This window comes from Lentibacillus halodurans (assembly GCF_900112045.1).
Lineage (GTDB): Bacteria > Bacillota > Bacilli > Bacillales > Amphibacillaceae > Lentibacillus > Lentibacillus halodurans.
In genome coordinates, this window is the sequence record NZ_FOJW01000017.1 from 1 (window position 1) to 16,127 (window position 16,127).

A 16,127-nucleotide genomic window follows, 5' to 3' on the forward strand; every position below is an offset into this window, starting at 1 on the left:
CGTGGAGCTGACGGATACTAATCGATCGAGGACTTAACTAAACAAAGGATCGTTGAATGCATCTCTTATTTAGTTTTCAGGGTGTAAACAAAAAAACCCTTGCATTTTTCGTAAAAAATGCATATAATAATTCTTGTCCATCAAAAAGGATGTTTGGTTTAAAAGGTTCACATCCTGTGAACAACATAAAATGATTTTCATCCGGAAGGTCTGGCAGCAATAGCGGAGAGGACACACCTGTTTCCATGCCGAACACAGCAGTTAAGCTCTCCAGCGCCGATGGTAGTTGGGGTTTAACCCCTGCGAGAGTAGGACGCCGCCAGGCAATTAAAAAGAGGCTGACCCCAAAAGATTGGATCAGCCTCTTTCCTTTTTATCATATGAAAGTATCGCCATCAGTGACTAACGTGTGTTATTTTTTCATCGAAGGACATAACCGCAGATGCTGGGCAAGCAGTCAAACTTCCGCCACTCATGAATTTTAAACTGGGATCCATAAACTTGATATACAAAAGTCTTCTATGAATATAAAAGTTTTTTTCACTATATATCTCTAACAGCGGAATTCTGATTCATTTTTAGTTGGTAAAACCTGTATAGAAAAACATAGACCGTCGCCCTGCTTCTGATGTACATGAGATTTTTAGCCTGTAGAAGCATTTAAAAGGACTTCTCATTTATCTTGAATCATTTAAATGGCCATAATCGGATATATATAGCAGTGAAGGGAGTGTTGAACAGACGATGGAATATTTGGATGAACTTGTCGGTGATCATTTTATCATTATCATAATACGTATATTAATAGCGCTGGTCTTATCCGGGTTAATAGGGTTTGAGCGCGAGCTGAAAAACCATTCTGCAGGATTTCGGACACATATATTGGTTGGAGTTGGCTCATGTCTCATGATGCTTCTCTCTTTATATGGTTTTGAGCAGTTTATTGAAGGATATGATACCGTCCGATTCGATCCAGCCCGCATTCCTTCTTATGTTATAAGCGGTATTGGTTTTCTGGGAGCAGGTACGATTATTGTACATGGCATGGCCATTAGGGGACTTACGACAGCTGCCTCCATTTGGACGGTTGCTGGACTTGGCCTTGTGGTTGGTGCAGGTATGTATGCTGCGGCGGTATTCACAACATTTATTATTCTGCTGAGCCTTGTCTTTCTCAACAACTTTGAAAAACTGTTCAGGAAAGGAAACCTCCATTTGATTGAAATTACGGCTTTGCCCGGATTAAAAATTAATAAAGTCGTTTCTATTTTTGAGTCGTATTCATTAACCATTAAGCAAGTGGAAATAGAGCGGATTGATGAAGATTTGCGGAATATTGTCGTGAAAATTGATCCAGATAAGCGCTTAGATCGGATAGCGTTATTTGAAGATATATCAAAAGTTGATTACGTCAAAAATATATCGGAACGAAAATAAGAACAAAGAACCTTACGTATCATAACGTAGGGTTTTTTTCAGTTCAGTAACCTCATAACCTGACAGCTCAGTGTCCAATTACAGGATCCACTCAATGTTTTCGGACGTTTCATTTCAGCTGAAGTTGTCCAAAATAGGGATAGGATTCACTTGCATCTTTGTATATATATCGTATAATATAGATAAAGTCAAAGTTAGTCAAAGTCAAAATAAATGAACGTTTCACGAAGCATGGTGAAAAATATAAATAAACACTCATATGATGGAGAGGAGGCGAATGCATGCGTAACATTTCTGATATTATTGAACAGCATTTAAAACAGATTTTGGAGGCCGCGGGTAAAGACAAAATTGATATTAAACGAAGTGAACTTGCTGAAGAATTTCAATGTGTTCCATCGCAAATTAATTATGTGATTAAAACACGTTTCACTGTGGAAAAAGGATATATAGTTGAAAGTAAACGCGGCGGTGGAGGTTATATCCGGATTACAAGGGTTAAAAAACAGGATCGTGCGGAACTAATTGATGATATTATTGAACTGATTAATCCGAATGTTTCACAGCAAGCTGCATTGGATGTACTTGAACGTCTGCTGGAAGAGGAGTTAGTCACTGAACGTGAAGCAAGAATCATGTTGAGTGCCATCAATAGAGGTACGCTTGCATTTCAGCTGCCTTTGCGTGATGAAGTTCGTGCACGAATTTTAACATCAATGCTGACAACGCTAAAATATTTAAACGAATAATTAAAGGGGGGAAACCTATGGAATGCCAGGAATGCCATAAACGACCGGCTGCACTTCACTTCACTCAGGTTATTAATGGCGATAAAACGGAAGTGTATGTTTGTGAAGTCTGCGCAAAAGAAAAAGGTTATATGAGTTATCCGGAAGAAGGGTATTCGTTACACCATTTATTGTCAGGGTTATTTAATTCGACATTTGAAAGCCCAAAAGGAACTTCCGGGCAACAGACACACGAATTGCAATGTCCACAGTGCGAAATGACACTTTCTGAGTTTAAACGCGTTGGAAAATTCGGCTGTCCAACTTGTTATGAGACGTTTTCAGACCACCTGGATTCTATTTTCCGCCGTGTTCACAGCGGTAATATGAGACATCATGGTAAAATTCCTGCACGTGTCGGCGGAGATATGCGTATCAAAAAACAGGTTGATGCTTACAAAGAAGAATTACAGCGATTAATTCAAAATGAGGCATTTGAGGAAGCCGCAACGGTCCGTGATAAAATTAAGGAACTGGAAAAACAAACACGGGGTGATAACACATGACATTGCAGCACTTTATGAATGAAGCCATCAGTCCATGGATGCGTGAGGAAGGCCCGGACAGTGATATTGTGTTAAGTACCCGGATCCGGCTGGCACGAAATTTTGCACAATATTCGTTTCCGATTCTTGCTCTGGATAAGGATCTGCAGCATATCTGTCAGTTCATCCGGCAAGAGTATGAGCATCAATCGTTTCAGGACTACCATGATTTTTCATTTGTTCCCATTCAAGATCTGTCACCGATCGAAAGACGTGTTTTAGTTGAAAAACATTTAATAAGTCCGCATTTGGCAGAACAAAATCATGCATCGGCTGTACTGATTTCGAAAAATGAACAAGTTTCGATCATGGTAAATGAGGAAGATCACCTGCGTATACAGCTCTACTTCCCTGGATTTCAACTGAATCATGCGCTTAAAAAGGTGTTTGAGCTTGATGACTGGCTGGAAGGGAAAATTGATTACGCATTCGATGAAAAACGGGGCTATTTGACCGGCTGCCCTACGAATGTCGGAACCGGTATGCGGGCGTCTGTTATGATGCATTTGCCTTCCCTTTCCTGGACCCAGCAGATTAATCGTATGATCCCAGCTATCAATCAGCTTGGATTGGTCGTCCGTGGTATTTACGGGGAAGGTAGTGAAGCAACCGGCAACATTTTTCAAATATCCAATCAAATAACACTTGGGAAATCTGAAGAAGATATCGTGGAAGACTTGCAAAGTGTTGTCCGCGAGCTTATTGAGCATGAGCGAAAAGCAAGGAATTACATTATGGAACAGTCAAGTACACGACTGGAAGACCGGATTTTTCGTTCATACGGCGTACTGGCGTATAGCCGGATCATTGAATCGAAGGAAGCGGCAAGATGTTTGTCTGATGTCAGGCTCGGTATTGATCTAGGAATAATTGAAAATGTGTCGCGCAATATACTGAATGAATTAATGGTACTTACACAGCCTGGTTTTTTGCAGCAGTACGCCAAAAAGACATTAAGCGCGAATGAGCGGGATGTACTAAGAGCATCACTTATTCGCGAACGGATACAATTAGAGGGTTAGCTAGGAGGAAAAATATATGATGTTTGGACGTTTTACAGAGCGAGCGCAAAAAGTATTGGCATTATCCCAGGAGGAAGCGGTCAGGCTTGGCCATAACAATATCGGAACAGAGCATATATTACTGGGACTTGTCCGTGAAGGGAACGGCATTGCGGCCAAAGCGCTTGAATCATTAGGAATGGAAGTATCCAAAATTCAACAGGAAGTGGAAAAATTAATCGGTGCCGGGAAGCAGCCAATGCAGACGATTCATTATACACCACGTGCCAAAAAAGTAGTTGAATTATCACAGGATGAAGCACGTAAGCTCGGTCATTCATATGTCGGAACAGAACATATCCTGTTAGGTCTGATTCGTGAAGGTGAAGGTGTTGCAGCACGTGTTCTGAATAATCTTGGCATCAGTCTTAATAAAGCCCGCCAGCAAGTTCTGCAGCTTTTGGGAAGCAATGAGTCACAGGCAGGACGTCAGGGCCGCGGTGCACAATCATCAAATGCCAACACCCCGACACTTGATTCGCTGGCACGGGATTTGACCGAAAGTGCCAAGGATGGAAACGTTGACCCTGTTATAGGCCGAAGCGGGGAAATTGAGCGTGTAATCGAGGTGTTAAGCCGCCGGACGAAAAACAATCCAGTATTAATCGGTGAGCCCGGGGTCGGTAAAACAGCTGTTGCAGAAGGTCTTGCACAACAAATCGTCAATAATGAAGTCCCGGAGATATTACGCGAAAAACGGGTGATGACGCTGGACATGGGAACGGTTGTCGCAGGAACCAAATACCGCGGTGAATTTGAAGACCGTCTAAAAAAAGTGATGGAGGAAATTCGTCAGGCAACGAATATCATCTTATTTATTGATGAACTGCATACATTGATTGGGGCAGGCGGTGCAGAAGGTGCAATCGATGCGTCCAATATTTTAAAACCAGCATTGGCCCGCGGTGATTTGCAATGTATCGGTGCGACGACACTCGATGAGTACCGTAAATATATTGAAAAAGATGCAGCGCTTGAGCGCAGATTCCAACCAATCCAGGTCGATGAACCTACGTTGGATGAAACTGTTCAAATTTTAAAAGGGCTGCGTGACCGGTATGAAGCGCATCATCGTGTAACAATCACAGATGAAGCAATTGAAGCAGCTGCCAATTTATCAGACCGGTATATAACGGATCGCTTTTTGCCGGATAAAGCGATTGATCTTATTGATGAGGCTGGTTCCAAAGTTCGTCTCCGTTCTTATACGGTTCCGCCAAACTTAAAAGAATTGGAACAAAAGCTTGAGGATGTGCGGAAAGAGAAGGATTCCGCCGTGCAGGGTCAGGAATTTGAAAAAGCCGCCTCATTGCGTGACTCCGAACAGCGTCTGCGTGAAGAAGTGGAAGATACGAAAAATGAATGGAAAGAAAAACAGGGGCAGGAAGCTTCTGAAGTAACGATAGAAGATATCGCAAAAGTTGTTTCCGTATGGACTGGTGTACCGGTTGCCAGGATGACCAAAGATGAAAGTGAGCGACTGCTGAATCTGGAAGACACGCTGCATAGTCGGGTGATTGGCCAGGGAGAAGCTGTCAATGCTGTTGCGAAAGCGATCCGCCGTGCTCGTGCGGGATTGAAGGATCCCAAGCGTCCGATCGGTTCGTTCATTTTCCTTGGCCCAACGGGTGTCGGGAAAACAGAGCTTGCCAGGGCATTAGCTGAAGCGATGTTCGCAGATGAAGAAGCCATGATCCGAATTGATATGTCCGAGTATATGGAAAAACACGCCACGTCCCGTCTGGTTGGCTCACCTCCTGGGTATGTCGGCTATGATGAAGGCGGCCAGCTTACTGAGAAGGTACGGACCAAGCCATATTCAGTCGTACTATTGGATGAAGTGGAAAAAGCACACCCGGAAGTATTTAATATTTTGCTGCAAGTGCTTGAAGACGGTCGGTTGACGGATGCCAAAGGCCGTGTTGTCGATTTCCGCAACACCGTTCTGATCATGACCTCAAACGTCGGGGCAAATGAGCTGAAGCGGAATAAATATGTCGGGTTTACCCTTGATGATGAAGAGCAGGATTATCAGAACATGAAAACAAAAGTGACCGAAGAACTGAAAAAAGCATTCCGTCCTGAATTTTTGAACCGGATTGATGAAACGATTGTATTCCATTCATTGGAGCGAAAACATATGAAACATATTGTGACGCTCATGATCAAGCAATTGCAGAATCGCTTGCAGGAACAGGAAATTGCTTTTTCGTTAACCGATAAAGCGGTCGAGAAGATTGCCAATGAAGGGTTCGATCCGGAGTATGGTGCACGACCGCTGCGCAGATCTATTCAAAAAAACATCGAGGATTTGCTTTCTGAAGCATTACTGAAAGAAAGTATTCAAAAAGGTGAAAAAGTCAAAATCGGCTTGAACAATAAAGGCGAATTTATCGTTCTGCCGTAAAAAGCATTTTTGAAATAAATTTGCCTGAAAAGCTGAAAGGGAGTATCCTTTCAGCTTTTTACAACGTCAGAAAGTATATATGATGGGTGACCTGACAAGCAAAATCAGGGCTTTCACAATAAGTTTTGTTGGAAGCCTAGTTTTTCTATAGATTTTCATGGGTAAAACGTGGAGATGTTATCATAGGACTTGTGGAATAATTATGTAACGTATTTTATGGAAATGATAGAAGGCTGTAACTTTTATGTGATGTCAATCGTATATAATAGAGAATATAGCAAAGGGGAAGGATCGTATTGGCGAAACGAAAAGTGAAATACGTCTGCCAGGATTGTGGCTATGAATCTGCCAAATGGATGGGAAAATGCCCTGGCTGTAACAATTGGAATACCTTGGTTGAAGAGATAGAGGCATCATCTGCACGTAACAGGCATACAATGGGCAGGGATGCAAAATCCGTCAGTCAGCCTGAAAGCATAACCTCCGTCGAGACACAGAAAGAACCCCGTATTACAACATCAATGAAGGAATTTAACCGAGTGCTCGGAGGGGGTATCGTTCCTGGATCACTTGCTTTGATCGGCGGTGACCCGGGAATTGGGAAATCAACATTACTGTTGCAAATATCAGCTCAATTAGCTGAAAAGCATTTGCCAGTCCTTTATATTTCTGGTGAAGAATCAATACGGCAGACAAAACTACGGGCGGATCGGCTTGGTGTCACGTCGGATTTATTGTATGTGTTATCTGAAACAAATTTATTTGATATCGTCAATCATATTGAACAAACGAAGCCTGCATTTGTCGTGATTGATTCAATCCAGACCATTTACCGTGAAGAAGTGGCAAGTGCACCGGGAAGTGTTTCTCAGGTGCGTGAAAGTACAAGCGAATTAATGCGTGTTGCTAAGTCACATGGAATCCCGATTTTTATCGTTGGACATGTGACCAAGGAAGGTGCGATAGCCGGACCACGGATGCTGGAGCATATGGTGGATGCCGTTCTTTATTTTGAAGGTGAACGTCATCACACATACCGTATTGTGCGAAGTGTCAAAAATCGCTTTGGCAGCACGCATGAAATGGGCATTTTTGAAATGAAGGAAGAAGGCTTGAGAGAGGTGATGAATCCTTCTGAAATCTTTCTGGAGGAAAGATCGCAGGGAGCGGCTGGTTCCACCGTTGTTGCCTCAATGGAAGGAACACGACCTGTTCTGGTTGAAATACAGGCATTAATTTCACCGACCAGTTTCGGGAACCCCAGAAGGATGGCAACCGGAATTGACACGAACCGGGTACCCCTTTTAATGGCAGTACTGGAAAAACGTGTCGGGCTAATGCTGCAGAACCAGGACGCATACATTAAAGTTGCCGGCGGGGTGAAATTAGATGAGCCTGCCATTGATTTGGCTGTAGCTGTCAGTATAGCTTCCAGTTTCCGGAACCAGCCGACCAAGCCAGAGGATATTGTGATTGGTGAAGTTGGATTGACCGGCGAAATCAGACGTGTATCTCGAATCGAACAGCGTGTACAGGAAGCGACAAAATTGGGATTCCAACGCGTTATATGTCCCAACAAAAATCTGGAAGGCTGGACGCCGCCAGCATCGATTCAAATAGTCGGCGTCAATTCAGTACAGGAAGCGCTGGAAGAAGGGTTAATACGTTAACATGTGAGAACTTCAGGCTTAGTAATACTGTCAGATTGCATTATACAATTTTTGCCATTTGCAGGACTTTCAAACTAGTTAATTGACACCAATTAATAATTGTGATAAAATATATTATTTTCTAAATTGACGCATTTTTACAGTTATGGTAGGCTTTAGTTGTTGATACAACACATTAATCTGACGAATGACGATTATTCTATAGAAAATGGGTAATAATAAACGGTAGGAGGTGAACAGTGGTGCTAAAAAAGATTGTCCATTTATTTTTCATTATTAGTGGAGGTACCATTGGGTATTTATATATTCCGGATATTGTCAATGTATTAGATTTGACTGATGCGAGATGGGCTGCATCCCCTTATTTAGGCATGGCCTTTGGTGCAATTATTTTATTTGTTTTCTCTTATTTTGTTGCGGGATATATTGTCGGATTTTTAAAATGGATTGAAGAGGCATTAATCAAAGTTCCTGTGGGTGACTTGCTGTTTGGCAGTTTTGGTTTGGTTGGCGGTTTGGTCATTGCGTATTTAGTGAATATCCCTTTAACAGATATTAACATTTATCTCGTCTCACAGGTACTGCCGCTCTTTATAACGATTTTACTTAGTTATTTTGGTTTTCAGGTTGGTTTCAGACGACGGGATGAATTAATGAATCTGCTGAATTTTAACCGGAAAGAACGGGAGAAAAAACGTGTTTCTGAAGGTGAGATAACCCAGCAGAAACAGCCAAAATCCAAAATTTTGGATACAAGTGTCATCATTGATGGCCGTATCGCTGATATCTGCCAAACGAATTTCCTTGAGGGAACGATTGTCATTCCGCAATTTGTTCTGGGTGAGCTGCAGCATATTGCCGATTCATCCGATGTGCTGAAACGTAATCGCGGCCGGCGCGGACTGGATGTCTTAAATCGTATCCAGAAGGAATTGCCGGTAAACGTCGAAATTTATGAAGGCGACTTTGAAGATATTCCGGAAGTAGACAGCAAACTGATTAAACTGGCAAAAGTGATCGATGGTATCGTCGTAACAAATGATTTTAATTTAAATAAGGTTTGTGATTTGCAGGAGGTACCTGTTTTGAATATTAACGACCTGGCAAATGCAGTGAAACCGGTCGTACTGCCAGGGGAAGAGTTAGTAGTGCAAGTGATTAAGGATGGCAAGGAACAGAATCAGGGTATTGCCTATCTTGATGACGGTACGATGATTGTCGTGGAAGAAGGTCACGATTATATCGGCAAAAAGATCGAGGTCCTTATTACAAGTGTGCTGCAGACATCAGCAGGAAGAATGATCTTTGCAAAACCGAAATTACTTGAAAAAGCGCAGTAAAAACGGTATAACTTAGAGAGGGAATAAAAAGTGATAACGTCATATGTTATCACTTTTTATACGTAGATTAAATGATAAGGCTGTTTTCTAGAAGTTCGTTGCTTTTGACTTAAGACAATATATTATAAAGCTCTGCGCAGCCTGAATACACGTAAACTCTTGCAGGAACAGATCCCGCAGCATAATTAGGAGACAAAGGTGCTAAAAACGCCAGATCCTCTAAAAAGGAAAGCACTTCTTCGTGCGATGCGTCGCTGCCGGCATTTTTCATTGTCCCTGTAGCAATGCCTTCCGCGGCCAACATCGTGTTTGCCAGAGCTCGCGGGTCACCCGCGGAAAGCGACGAACGGAACATCTGCCGAGTAAGTTTCAAGTTACGAGGAGCGATGCTTCATCGAACTAACTTGCAACGACAAATACGTGTGTTCAGATGACGGGTTAAATCACAACAACCTTTATGAAAGAGCCAATTGTAATCATCCATAGAGTATATTGAAAAAGAAAGGGGCACCATCATGGCAAATCAGGTTCGTGTACGGTATGCGCCGAGTCCAACGGGGCAATTGCATATTGGAAACGCACGTACAGCTTTATTTAATTATTTATATGCGAAACATTTTGATGGGAAATTGATCATCCGCATAGAGGATACAGATGAGAAACGAAATGTCGCCGGCGGGGAAGAAAGCCAGATGATGTATTTGAAATGGCTCGGTATTGAATGGGATGAAGGTGCTGATGTCGGTGGCGATTATGGTCCATATCGTCAGATGGAGCGTCTGGAAATCTACCAGCAATATGTTGATCAACTGCTTGAAAAAGGTTTAGCCTACAAGTGCTATATGACCGAAGAAGAACTGGAGAAAGAGCGTGAACAGCAGCGCGCCAAAGGGCAAGTTCCAAAATATTCCGGTGCTCATCGTCACTTGACAGCAGAACAAATTGAACAATTTGAACAGGAAGGCCGCAAGCCAAGCATCCGGATGCGTGTCCCTGATAATAAATCCTATACGTTCCGTGATATTGTACGGGGCAATATCACGTTTGAAGCCAGTGATTTTGGTGACTGGGTGATTGTGAAGAAAAATGGCGCACCGACCTATAATTTCGCTGTTGCTATTGATGACCACCTGATGGGGATTACCGATGTGCTGCGCGGCGAGGAACATATTTCGAATACACCAAAGCAAATGATGATCTATGAAGCATTTGGCTGGGAGCCGCCAAATTTTGGCCATATGACCCTTATTTTGAATGAAGAGCGCAAAAAGTTAAGCAAGCGTGACGAACATATCATGCAGTTTATTGAACAATACCGCAATAAAGGTTATTTGCCTGAAGCATTATTTAACTTTATAACATTGCTCGGCTGGTCACCAGTTGGCGAGGAAGAAATTTTTAGCAAGGAAAAACTGATTGAGATTTTTGATCCGGAGCGTCTGTCAACGTCAGCCGCTATTTTTGACCCGCATAAACTGAAGTGGATGAATAATCAATATATTAAAGCGGCAGAGCTTGAAACGGTGATTGAACTGGCAATGCCGCACCTGATTGAGGCGGGGAAATTACCCAAAAACATGGATACAGCAACAAGGGAATGGGCTGAGAAGATCATTGCGCTGTACCAGGAGCAATTACGGTACGGGGCAGAGATTGTTGAGTTGACAGAGTTGTTTTTCAATGAATCCATCAGTTATGATGAAGGTGCAATGGACGTTCTGCAGCAGGAACAAGTTCCGGAAGTTTTACAGGTCTTTACGGATAAATTGATCCATTTGGATAGCTTTGAGAAAGATGCCATTAAGCAGCAAATCAAAGCCACCCAAAAAGAAACCGGCCACCGCGGCAAAAGGCTGTTCATGCCGATCCGCGCTGCGACGACCGGACAAACACACGGCCCGGAACTGCCAATGGCCATTGAACTTTTAGGCAAAGATACCGTTCTGACTCGCTTGGACGAATTATTAAAACAGCTTGGAGCTTAATCATTCACATTTGCGGAGAAATGTAATATAGTAATAACACCATTAAATATCTTCAACATTGAGCGTTGACAAGGAGAAGTAAAAAACGATCCTGCTTACCCAGAGAGAATCATCACCGGCTGCAAGTGATTCTAAGCATCGTTTTTGAAATGCACCTTGGAGCCCGTTATGGAAAGTGAGTATATAACGGCGGCACTCTGCCGTTAACAGAGTATAAGTTGGGAGGAAGGCATTTTTTCTCCAAACAGAGTGGAACCGCGCATAAGCGTCTCTGTGTAATGATTACACTGGGACGCTTATTTTTTATAACGTCAGTAAATGATGGGTGACCTTATTAGAAAAAGATACCAGACCTTTTGAAATCAATAGAACAGAAACGGAGAGGGGAGGTAACGTCAGGATGGGGATTTTTAAATGGATGAAGGAGGATATGGATGTCGTCTTTGACCAGGACCCTGCAGCAAGGTCTTATATTGAAGTGTTTTTGACGTACGCCGGACTGCATGCCATATGGTCCCATCGCATTGCACATTTTTTCTTCAACCGTCGCTTGCACTTTATAGCACGGGTGATTTCACAAATAAGCCGTTTTTTTACCGGTATTGAGATTCATCCCGGTGCAAAAATTGGCCGTAAGCTCTTTATTGACCACGGAATGGGAGTTGTCATCGGTGAAACGTGTGAAATCGGTGATAATGTTACCTTGTTCCAAGGGGTGACGCTGGGAGGTACAGGCAAAGAAAAAGGAAAACGTCATCCTACTGTTAAGGATCATGCCATGATTACAACCGGTGCTAAAGTACTTGGTGACATTACCATTGGCAACAGCTCCAAGGTTGGTGCCGGATCGGTTGTTTTAAAAGACATTCCCGATCACTCAACAGTTGTAGGGGTTCCAGGTACAGTTGTCGTCCAAAACGGGGAAAAAATACGCAAAAACCTTGACCATCATAAACTTCCTGACCCTGTTACCGATCGATGTGAACAGCTGCAGGAAGAGATCGATAGGCTGAAAGAAGAAATTGCAAAGTTAAAGGAAGTGAAGCAGAATGGCGATCACGATCTATAACACATTGACTCAGGAAAAAGAAGCGTTTAAACCACTGGAAGATGGCAAAGTCCGTATGTATGTCTGCGGTCCGACGGTATATAACTATATCCATATCGGAAATGCCCGGCCCGCTATTGTTTTTGATACTGTCAGACGATATCTCGAATACAGCGGCTATCAAGTCGATTACGTATTAAATTTTACCGATGTAGACGACAAGATCATTAAAGCAGCCAATGAATTGAATGAACAGGTGGAGGACGTGGCCAATCGATTTATTGATGCCTACTTAGATGATATAGGAGCTCTTGGTGTCAAAAAGGCAACCTATAATCCACGCGTTACGGAAACGATGGATGACATCATAAGCTTTATCGCAACCCTGATTGATAAAGGGTATGCCTATGAAGTGGACGGTGATGTATATTTCAAACCGCGTTCGTTTGACGGGTACGGAAAATTATCACATCAGTCCATCGACGAATTACGAACCGGTGCACGTATCCAAGTCGGCGAGAAAAAAGAAGATCCGCTCGATTTTGCTTTATGGAAAAAGGCAAAAGATGGTGAAATAGCATGGGATTCACCGTGGGGAGAAGGACGTCCGGGCTGGCATATTGAATGTTCCGCAATGGCCGGGAAATATCTCGGTGAAACCATTGACATCCATGCAGGCGGACAGGATCTGACATTCCCGCATCACGAGAATGAAATTGCGCAATCAGAAGCCATGACAGGAGAACCGTTTTCTCATTACTGGATGCATAATGGGTATATTAATATAGACAATGAGAAAATGTCCAAATCACTTGGCAATTTTGTGCTGACGAAAGATATTATCGCCAAACACGATCCGCAAGTCATCCGGTTTTTCATGCTGAGCGTTCATTACCGGAACCCGATTAATTTTACAGAAGAACTGCTGCAAGGGGCCAAAAGCAGTCTTGATCGGATCAAAAATGCTTATACCAATCTGGAACATCGCAAGCAAACGAGTACGAATCTGGATAATGCGTCTGATCAGTGGTTTGAAACAATCAACCAGCTCAACAGTCAATTTGAAGAAGCGATGGATGATGATTTTAATACAGCAAATGCGATTTCGGTTTTATTTGAGATGACCAAAGAGGCAAACCTGTACCTTGAAGAAAAACATACATCCGTTAATGTCATCAATGCACTCCAGGATAGCATGGAATCTGTGCTTGATGTACTGGGGGTACAAATAGAACTGGAGGAAGCATTATTGGATGAAGAAATCGAGGCATTGCTCAAAGAGCGGGTTGAAGCCAGAAAAAAACGTGATTTTAACCGGGCGGATGAAATACGTGATAACCTGAAGGAAAAAAATATTATCTTGGAGGATACCCCTCAAGGTACCCGTTGGAAAAGAGCCGGTCATGAGTCTTGATGTCAAACAGCTGAAAAGTCTGGCACTGGCCTATATGGGAGATGCGGTTTATGAAGTCTATGTAAGGGAGCATTTGTTAAAAACCGGAAAAGTAAAACCGGATCAGCTGCATAAAGAAGCTGTTAATTTTGTATCCGCAAAGGCACAAGCAGCGATTATTTTGCATTGGCTGGATACGAAAAAACTTACCGGTGAAGAGGAGAGCGTCGTTGCACGTGGCAGAAATGCGAAATCCGGAACTGTCCCCAAAAACACAAGTGTGCAGACGTATCGTTATGGTACAGCGTTTGAGGCGCTTATCGGCTACCACCATTTACTTGGAAACCATGAACGGTTAGCTGAACTGTTGAGTGCTGCTGTGGTATTCGTTGAAGGGAGGAAAGGCTAACAATGGACCAGGAAATGATCATCGGAAAGAATCCTGTTATCGAAGCATTAAAATCTGGGAGACCGGTCAATAAAGTGCTCGTATCAGAGCATATGAACAAAGCCTTATACGGGAAACTGCAGCATTTGAGCAAAAATGCCGGAACGATTTTGCAGCAAGCACCCAAACATAAACTTGATCAAATGGCATCCGGCAACCATCAGGGTGTTATTGCCTACGTTGCCTCCTATGCCTATGCATCCTTGGAAGATTTGTTTTTAAAAGCAGAAAGCCAGCATGAAGCCCCTTTTTTTATTGTGCTGGATCAGCTGGAGGATCCGCATAATTTAGGGTCGATACTGCGGACTGCTGATGCCACAGGTGCTCATGGGGTAATAATCCCCAAACGGCGTTCGGTCGGTCTGACGGCGGCGGTTGCCAAAACAGCTGCAGGGGCATTGGAGCATATTCCGGTTGCCCGGGTTGCCAATATCGCAAACACGATTGATGTGTTAAAAGATCGTCAGGTTTGGGTTGTGGGAACGGATGCAGATGGTACTGAAGATTATCGTCTGCTTGACGGTGTTCTGCCAGTAGCACTTGTAATAGGCAATGAAGGAAAAGGAATGAGCCGGCTGGTGAAAGATAAATGTGACTGGACTGTCGGCCTGCCGATGAGAGGCCATGTTTCATCTCTGAATGCATCTGTTGCCTGCAGTCTGCTGTTGTATGAGGTCTATCGCAAAAGGTTTCCGGCTGGTGAATCGTGATGAATGTTTTGGTGGTTGACGGCTATAATATCATTGGTGCATGGGAGGAATTGAAGCGGCTAAAACAAACAAGCATTGGACAAGCACGGGATCGTCTGATTGAATTGCTGGCCGAATACCAGGCATATACAGGTATGCGGGTGATTGTGGTATTTGATGCATACTATGTAAAAGGTATTGAAAGCAAGTTGAAGGAATATCAAGTTGAAATCATTTTTACTAAAGAGGATGAAACCGCTGATGAGTGTATTGAGAGGATTATAAAGGAACTGAAAAACGTCATGAATCAAGTTTATGTTGCCACGTCGGATTATGCGGAGCAACGTACCATTTTTGGACGGGGAGCACTAAGGAAATCCGCTCGGGAGCTGTATATTGAGCTGAATGATATCGATCGGGAAATAGAACAGCAAATAGAAGAACATCAAAAAGTGCAGCCGCAAATTAAAATCCCATTGGACAAAGACGTTTTAGAAAAATTTGAAAAGTGGCGGCGGGGGGATACATAGCCCTTTGTTCCGCTCTAAATCAGCTAATCTATCTGGATTCTATATTGACTATCAGGAAGCGCTTACTGTATAATACGTTTAAATTGACTACAGTGTAGTCGGGGGGTCTTTTTTTGGTGAGTGTCAAGCTGGCAGAGACAGGTAATCAAAGCTTCGAAACGTTGGATGATGATGAAATTATTCAGTCTATTCATCAAGGGGACAGTCAGGCGCTGGATTTTTTAATCCATAAATATATTCATTATGTGCGGGCAAAAGCACGTACGTACTTTATTGTCGGTGCTGACAAGGAAGATATCATTCAAGAGGGGATGATTGGTCTCTATAAGGCGATTCGTGATTATGACGGGGACAAGCTTTCCTCATTTAAGGCATTTGCCGAACTATGTGTCACTCGACAAATTATTACCGCTATCAAAACCGCTACAAGGCAAAAGCATACACCCCTTAATTCGTATGTATCACTTGATAAACCAATATATGATGAAGAATCTGACCGTACGCTGCTGGATGTTGTTACGGGTTCAAAAACGTTTGATCCTCAGGAACTGCTGCTCAACCGAGAAAAGTTTGTTGACATGGAAGGAAAATTATCAGAATTGCTGAGCGGTTTGGAAAAAGAGGTGCTGCGCCTTTATATGGAAGGATGTACTTATCAGGAGATTTCGGTCAAATTAAAACGCCATGTTAAATCGATTGATAATGCATTACAGCGTATTAAACGAAAATTGGAGCAGCTGCTGGAAACAAACGAAGCAGGGACACCATGAGCCGTTGACACATCAT

The 16,127-nt window shown here is 43.0% G+C and carries 14 protein-coding genes, 1 rRNA gene and 1 other annotated feature; all 15 genes read left to right on the forward strand.

The genetic code is table 11. From position 1 onward, the window contains the following. Positions 1–209: 209 nt before the first annotated feature. The 15 genes from rrf to sigH all read left to right on the forward strand — a co-directional run bounded on the left by rrf (position 210) and on the right by sigH (position 16,111). A 5S ribosomal RNA gene (gene rrf / locus BM195_RS15885) occupies positions 210–325 on the forward strand. 419 nt (positions 326–744) lie between these two features. After that, on the forward strand, positions 745–1,437 hold the full coding sequence (locus tag BM195_RS15890; protein ID WP_090240820.1) for an MgtC/SapB family protein: 693 nt from the start codon (positions 745–747) through the stop codon (positions 1,435–1,437). Between the two features lie 281 nt (positions 1,438–1,718). Next, on the forward strand, positions 1,719–2,186 hold the full coding sequence (locus tag BM195_RS15895) for a CtsR family transcriptional regulator (RefSeq protein ID WP_090240822.1): 468 nt from the start codon (positions 1,719–1,721) through the stop codon (positions 2,184–2,186). A 17-nt stretch (positions 2,187–2,203) separates the two neighbouring features. After that, positions 2,204–2,731, forward strand: coding sequence for a protein-arginine kinase activator protein McsA (mcsA, locus tag BM195_RS15900; protein WP_090240824.1), 528 nt, complete (start codon positions 2,204–2,206; stop codon positions 2,729–2,731). Continuing rightward, positions 2,728–3,792 (forward strand): protein-arginine kinase McsB, encoded by a 1,065-nt coding sequence (mcsB, locus tag BM195_RS15905; RefSeq protein WP_090240826.1) that lies wholly within the window; start codon positions 2,728–2,730, stop codon positions 3,790–3,792. The genes mcsA and mcsB overlap by 4 nt, the downstream gene beginning before the upstream one ends. A gap of 16 nt (positions 3,793–3,808) precedes the next feature. Next, a complete protein-coding gene (clpC, locus tag BM195_RS15910; RefSeq protein WP_090240828.1) occupies positions 3,809–6,238 on the forward strand; it encodes an ATP-dependent protease ATP-binding subunit ClpC in 2,430 nt (809 codons plus the stop codon). Between the two features lie 296 nt (positions 6,239–6,534). Next, the gene (gene radA / locus BM195_RS15915) at positions 6,535–7,908 is read left to right on the forward strand and encodes a DNA repair protein RadA (RefSeq protein ID WP_090240830.1); all 1,374 of its coding nucleotides are present in this window, start codon (positions 6,535–6,537) and stop codon (positions 7,906–7,908) included. A gap of 242 nt (positions 7,909–8,150) precedes the next feature. Beyond that, positions 8,151–9,248, forward strand: a complete 1,098-nt coding sequence (locus tag BM195_RS15920) for a PIN/TRAM domain-containing protein (protein ID WP_090240964.1) — start codon at positions 8,151–8,153, stop codon at positions 9,246–9,248. Positions 9,249–9,763: 515 nt separating this feature from the next. Continuing rightward, entirely contained in the window at positions 9,764–11,233 is a 1,470-nt protein-coding gene (gene gltX, locus BM195_RS15930; RefSeq protein WP_090240834.1) for a glutamate--tRNA ligase, read from the forward strand. 56 nt (positions 11,234–11,289) lie between these two features. After that, positions 11,290–11,509: a binding site (T-box leader), on the forward strand. A gap of 124 nt (positions 11,510–11,633) precedes the next feature. After that, positions 11,634–12,302 carry a serine O-acetyltransferase gene (cysE, locus tag BM195_RS15935; RefSeq protein WP_090240836.1) on the forward strand — a complete coding sequence of 223 codons (669 nt, stop codon included), beginning with the start codon at positions 11,634–11,636 and terminating at the stop codon, positions 12,300–12,302. After that, positions 12,283–13,695, forward strand: coding sequence for a cysteine--tRNA ligase (gene cysS, locus BM195_RS15940; protein ID WP_090240838.1), 1,413 nt, complete (start codon positions 12,283–12,285; stop codon positions 13,693–13,695). The genes cysE and cysS overlap by 20 nt, the downstream gene beginning before the upstream one ends. Beyond that, positions 13,685–14,083, forward strand: coding sequence for a Mini-ribonuclease 3 (locus BM195_RS15945; RefSeq protein ID WP_090240840.1), 399 nt, complete (start codon positions 13,685–13,687; stop codon positions 14,081–14,083). The genes cysS and BM195_RS15945 overlap by 11 nt, the downstream gene beginning before the upstream one ends. Positions 14,084–14,085: 2 nt before the next feature. After that, positions 14,086–14,832 (forward strand): 23S rRNA (guanosine(2251)-2'-O)-methyltransferase RlmB, encoded by a 747-nt coding sequence (gene rlmB / locus BM195_RS15950; protein WP_090240842.1) that lies wholly within the window; start codon positions 14,086–14,088, stop codon positions 14,830–14,832. Continuing rightward, positions 14,832–15,341, forward strand: a complete 510-nt coding sequence (locus BM195_RS15955; RefSeq protein WP_090240844.1) for an NYN domain-containing protein — start codon at positions 14,832–14,834, stop codon at positions 15,339–15,341. Before rlmB ends, BM195_RS15955 begins: the two co-directional genes overlap by 1 nt. A gap of 116 nt (positions 15,342–15,457) precedes the next feature. Beyond that, positions 15,458–16,111: an RNA polymerase sporulation sigma factor SigH gene (gene sigH, locus BM195_RS15960; protein WP_425283929.1), complete on the forward strand. Its 654-nt coding sequence runs from the start codon at positions 15,458–15,460 to the stop codon at positions 16,109–16,111. Positions 16,112–16,127 lie beyond the last annotated feature (16 nt).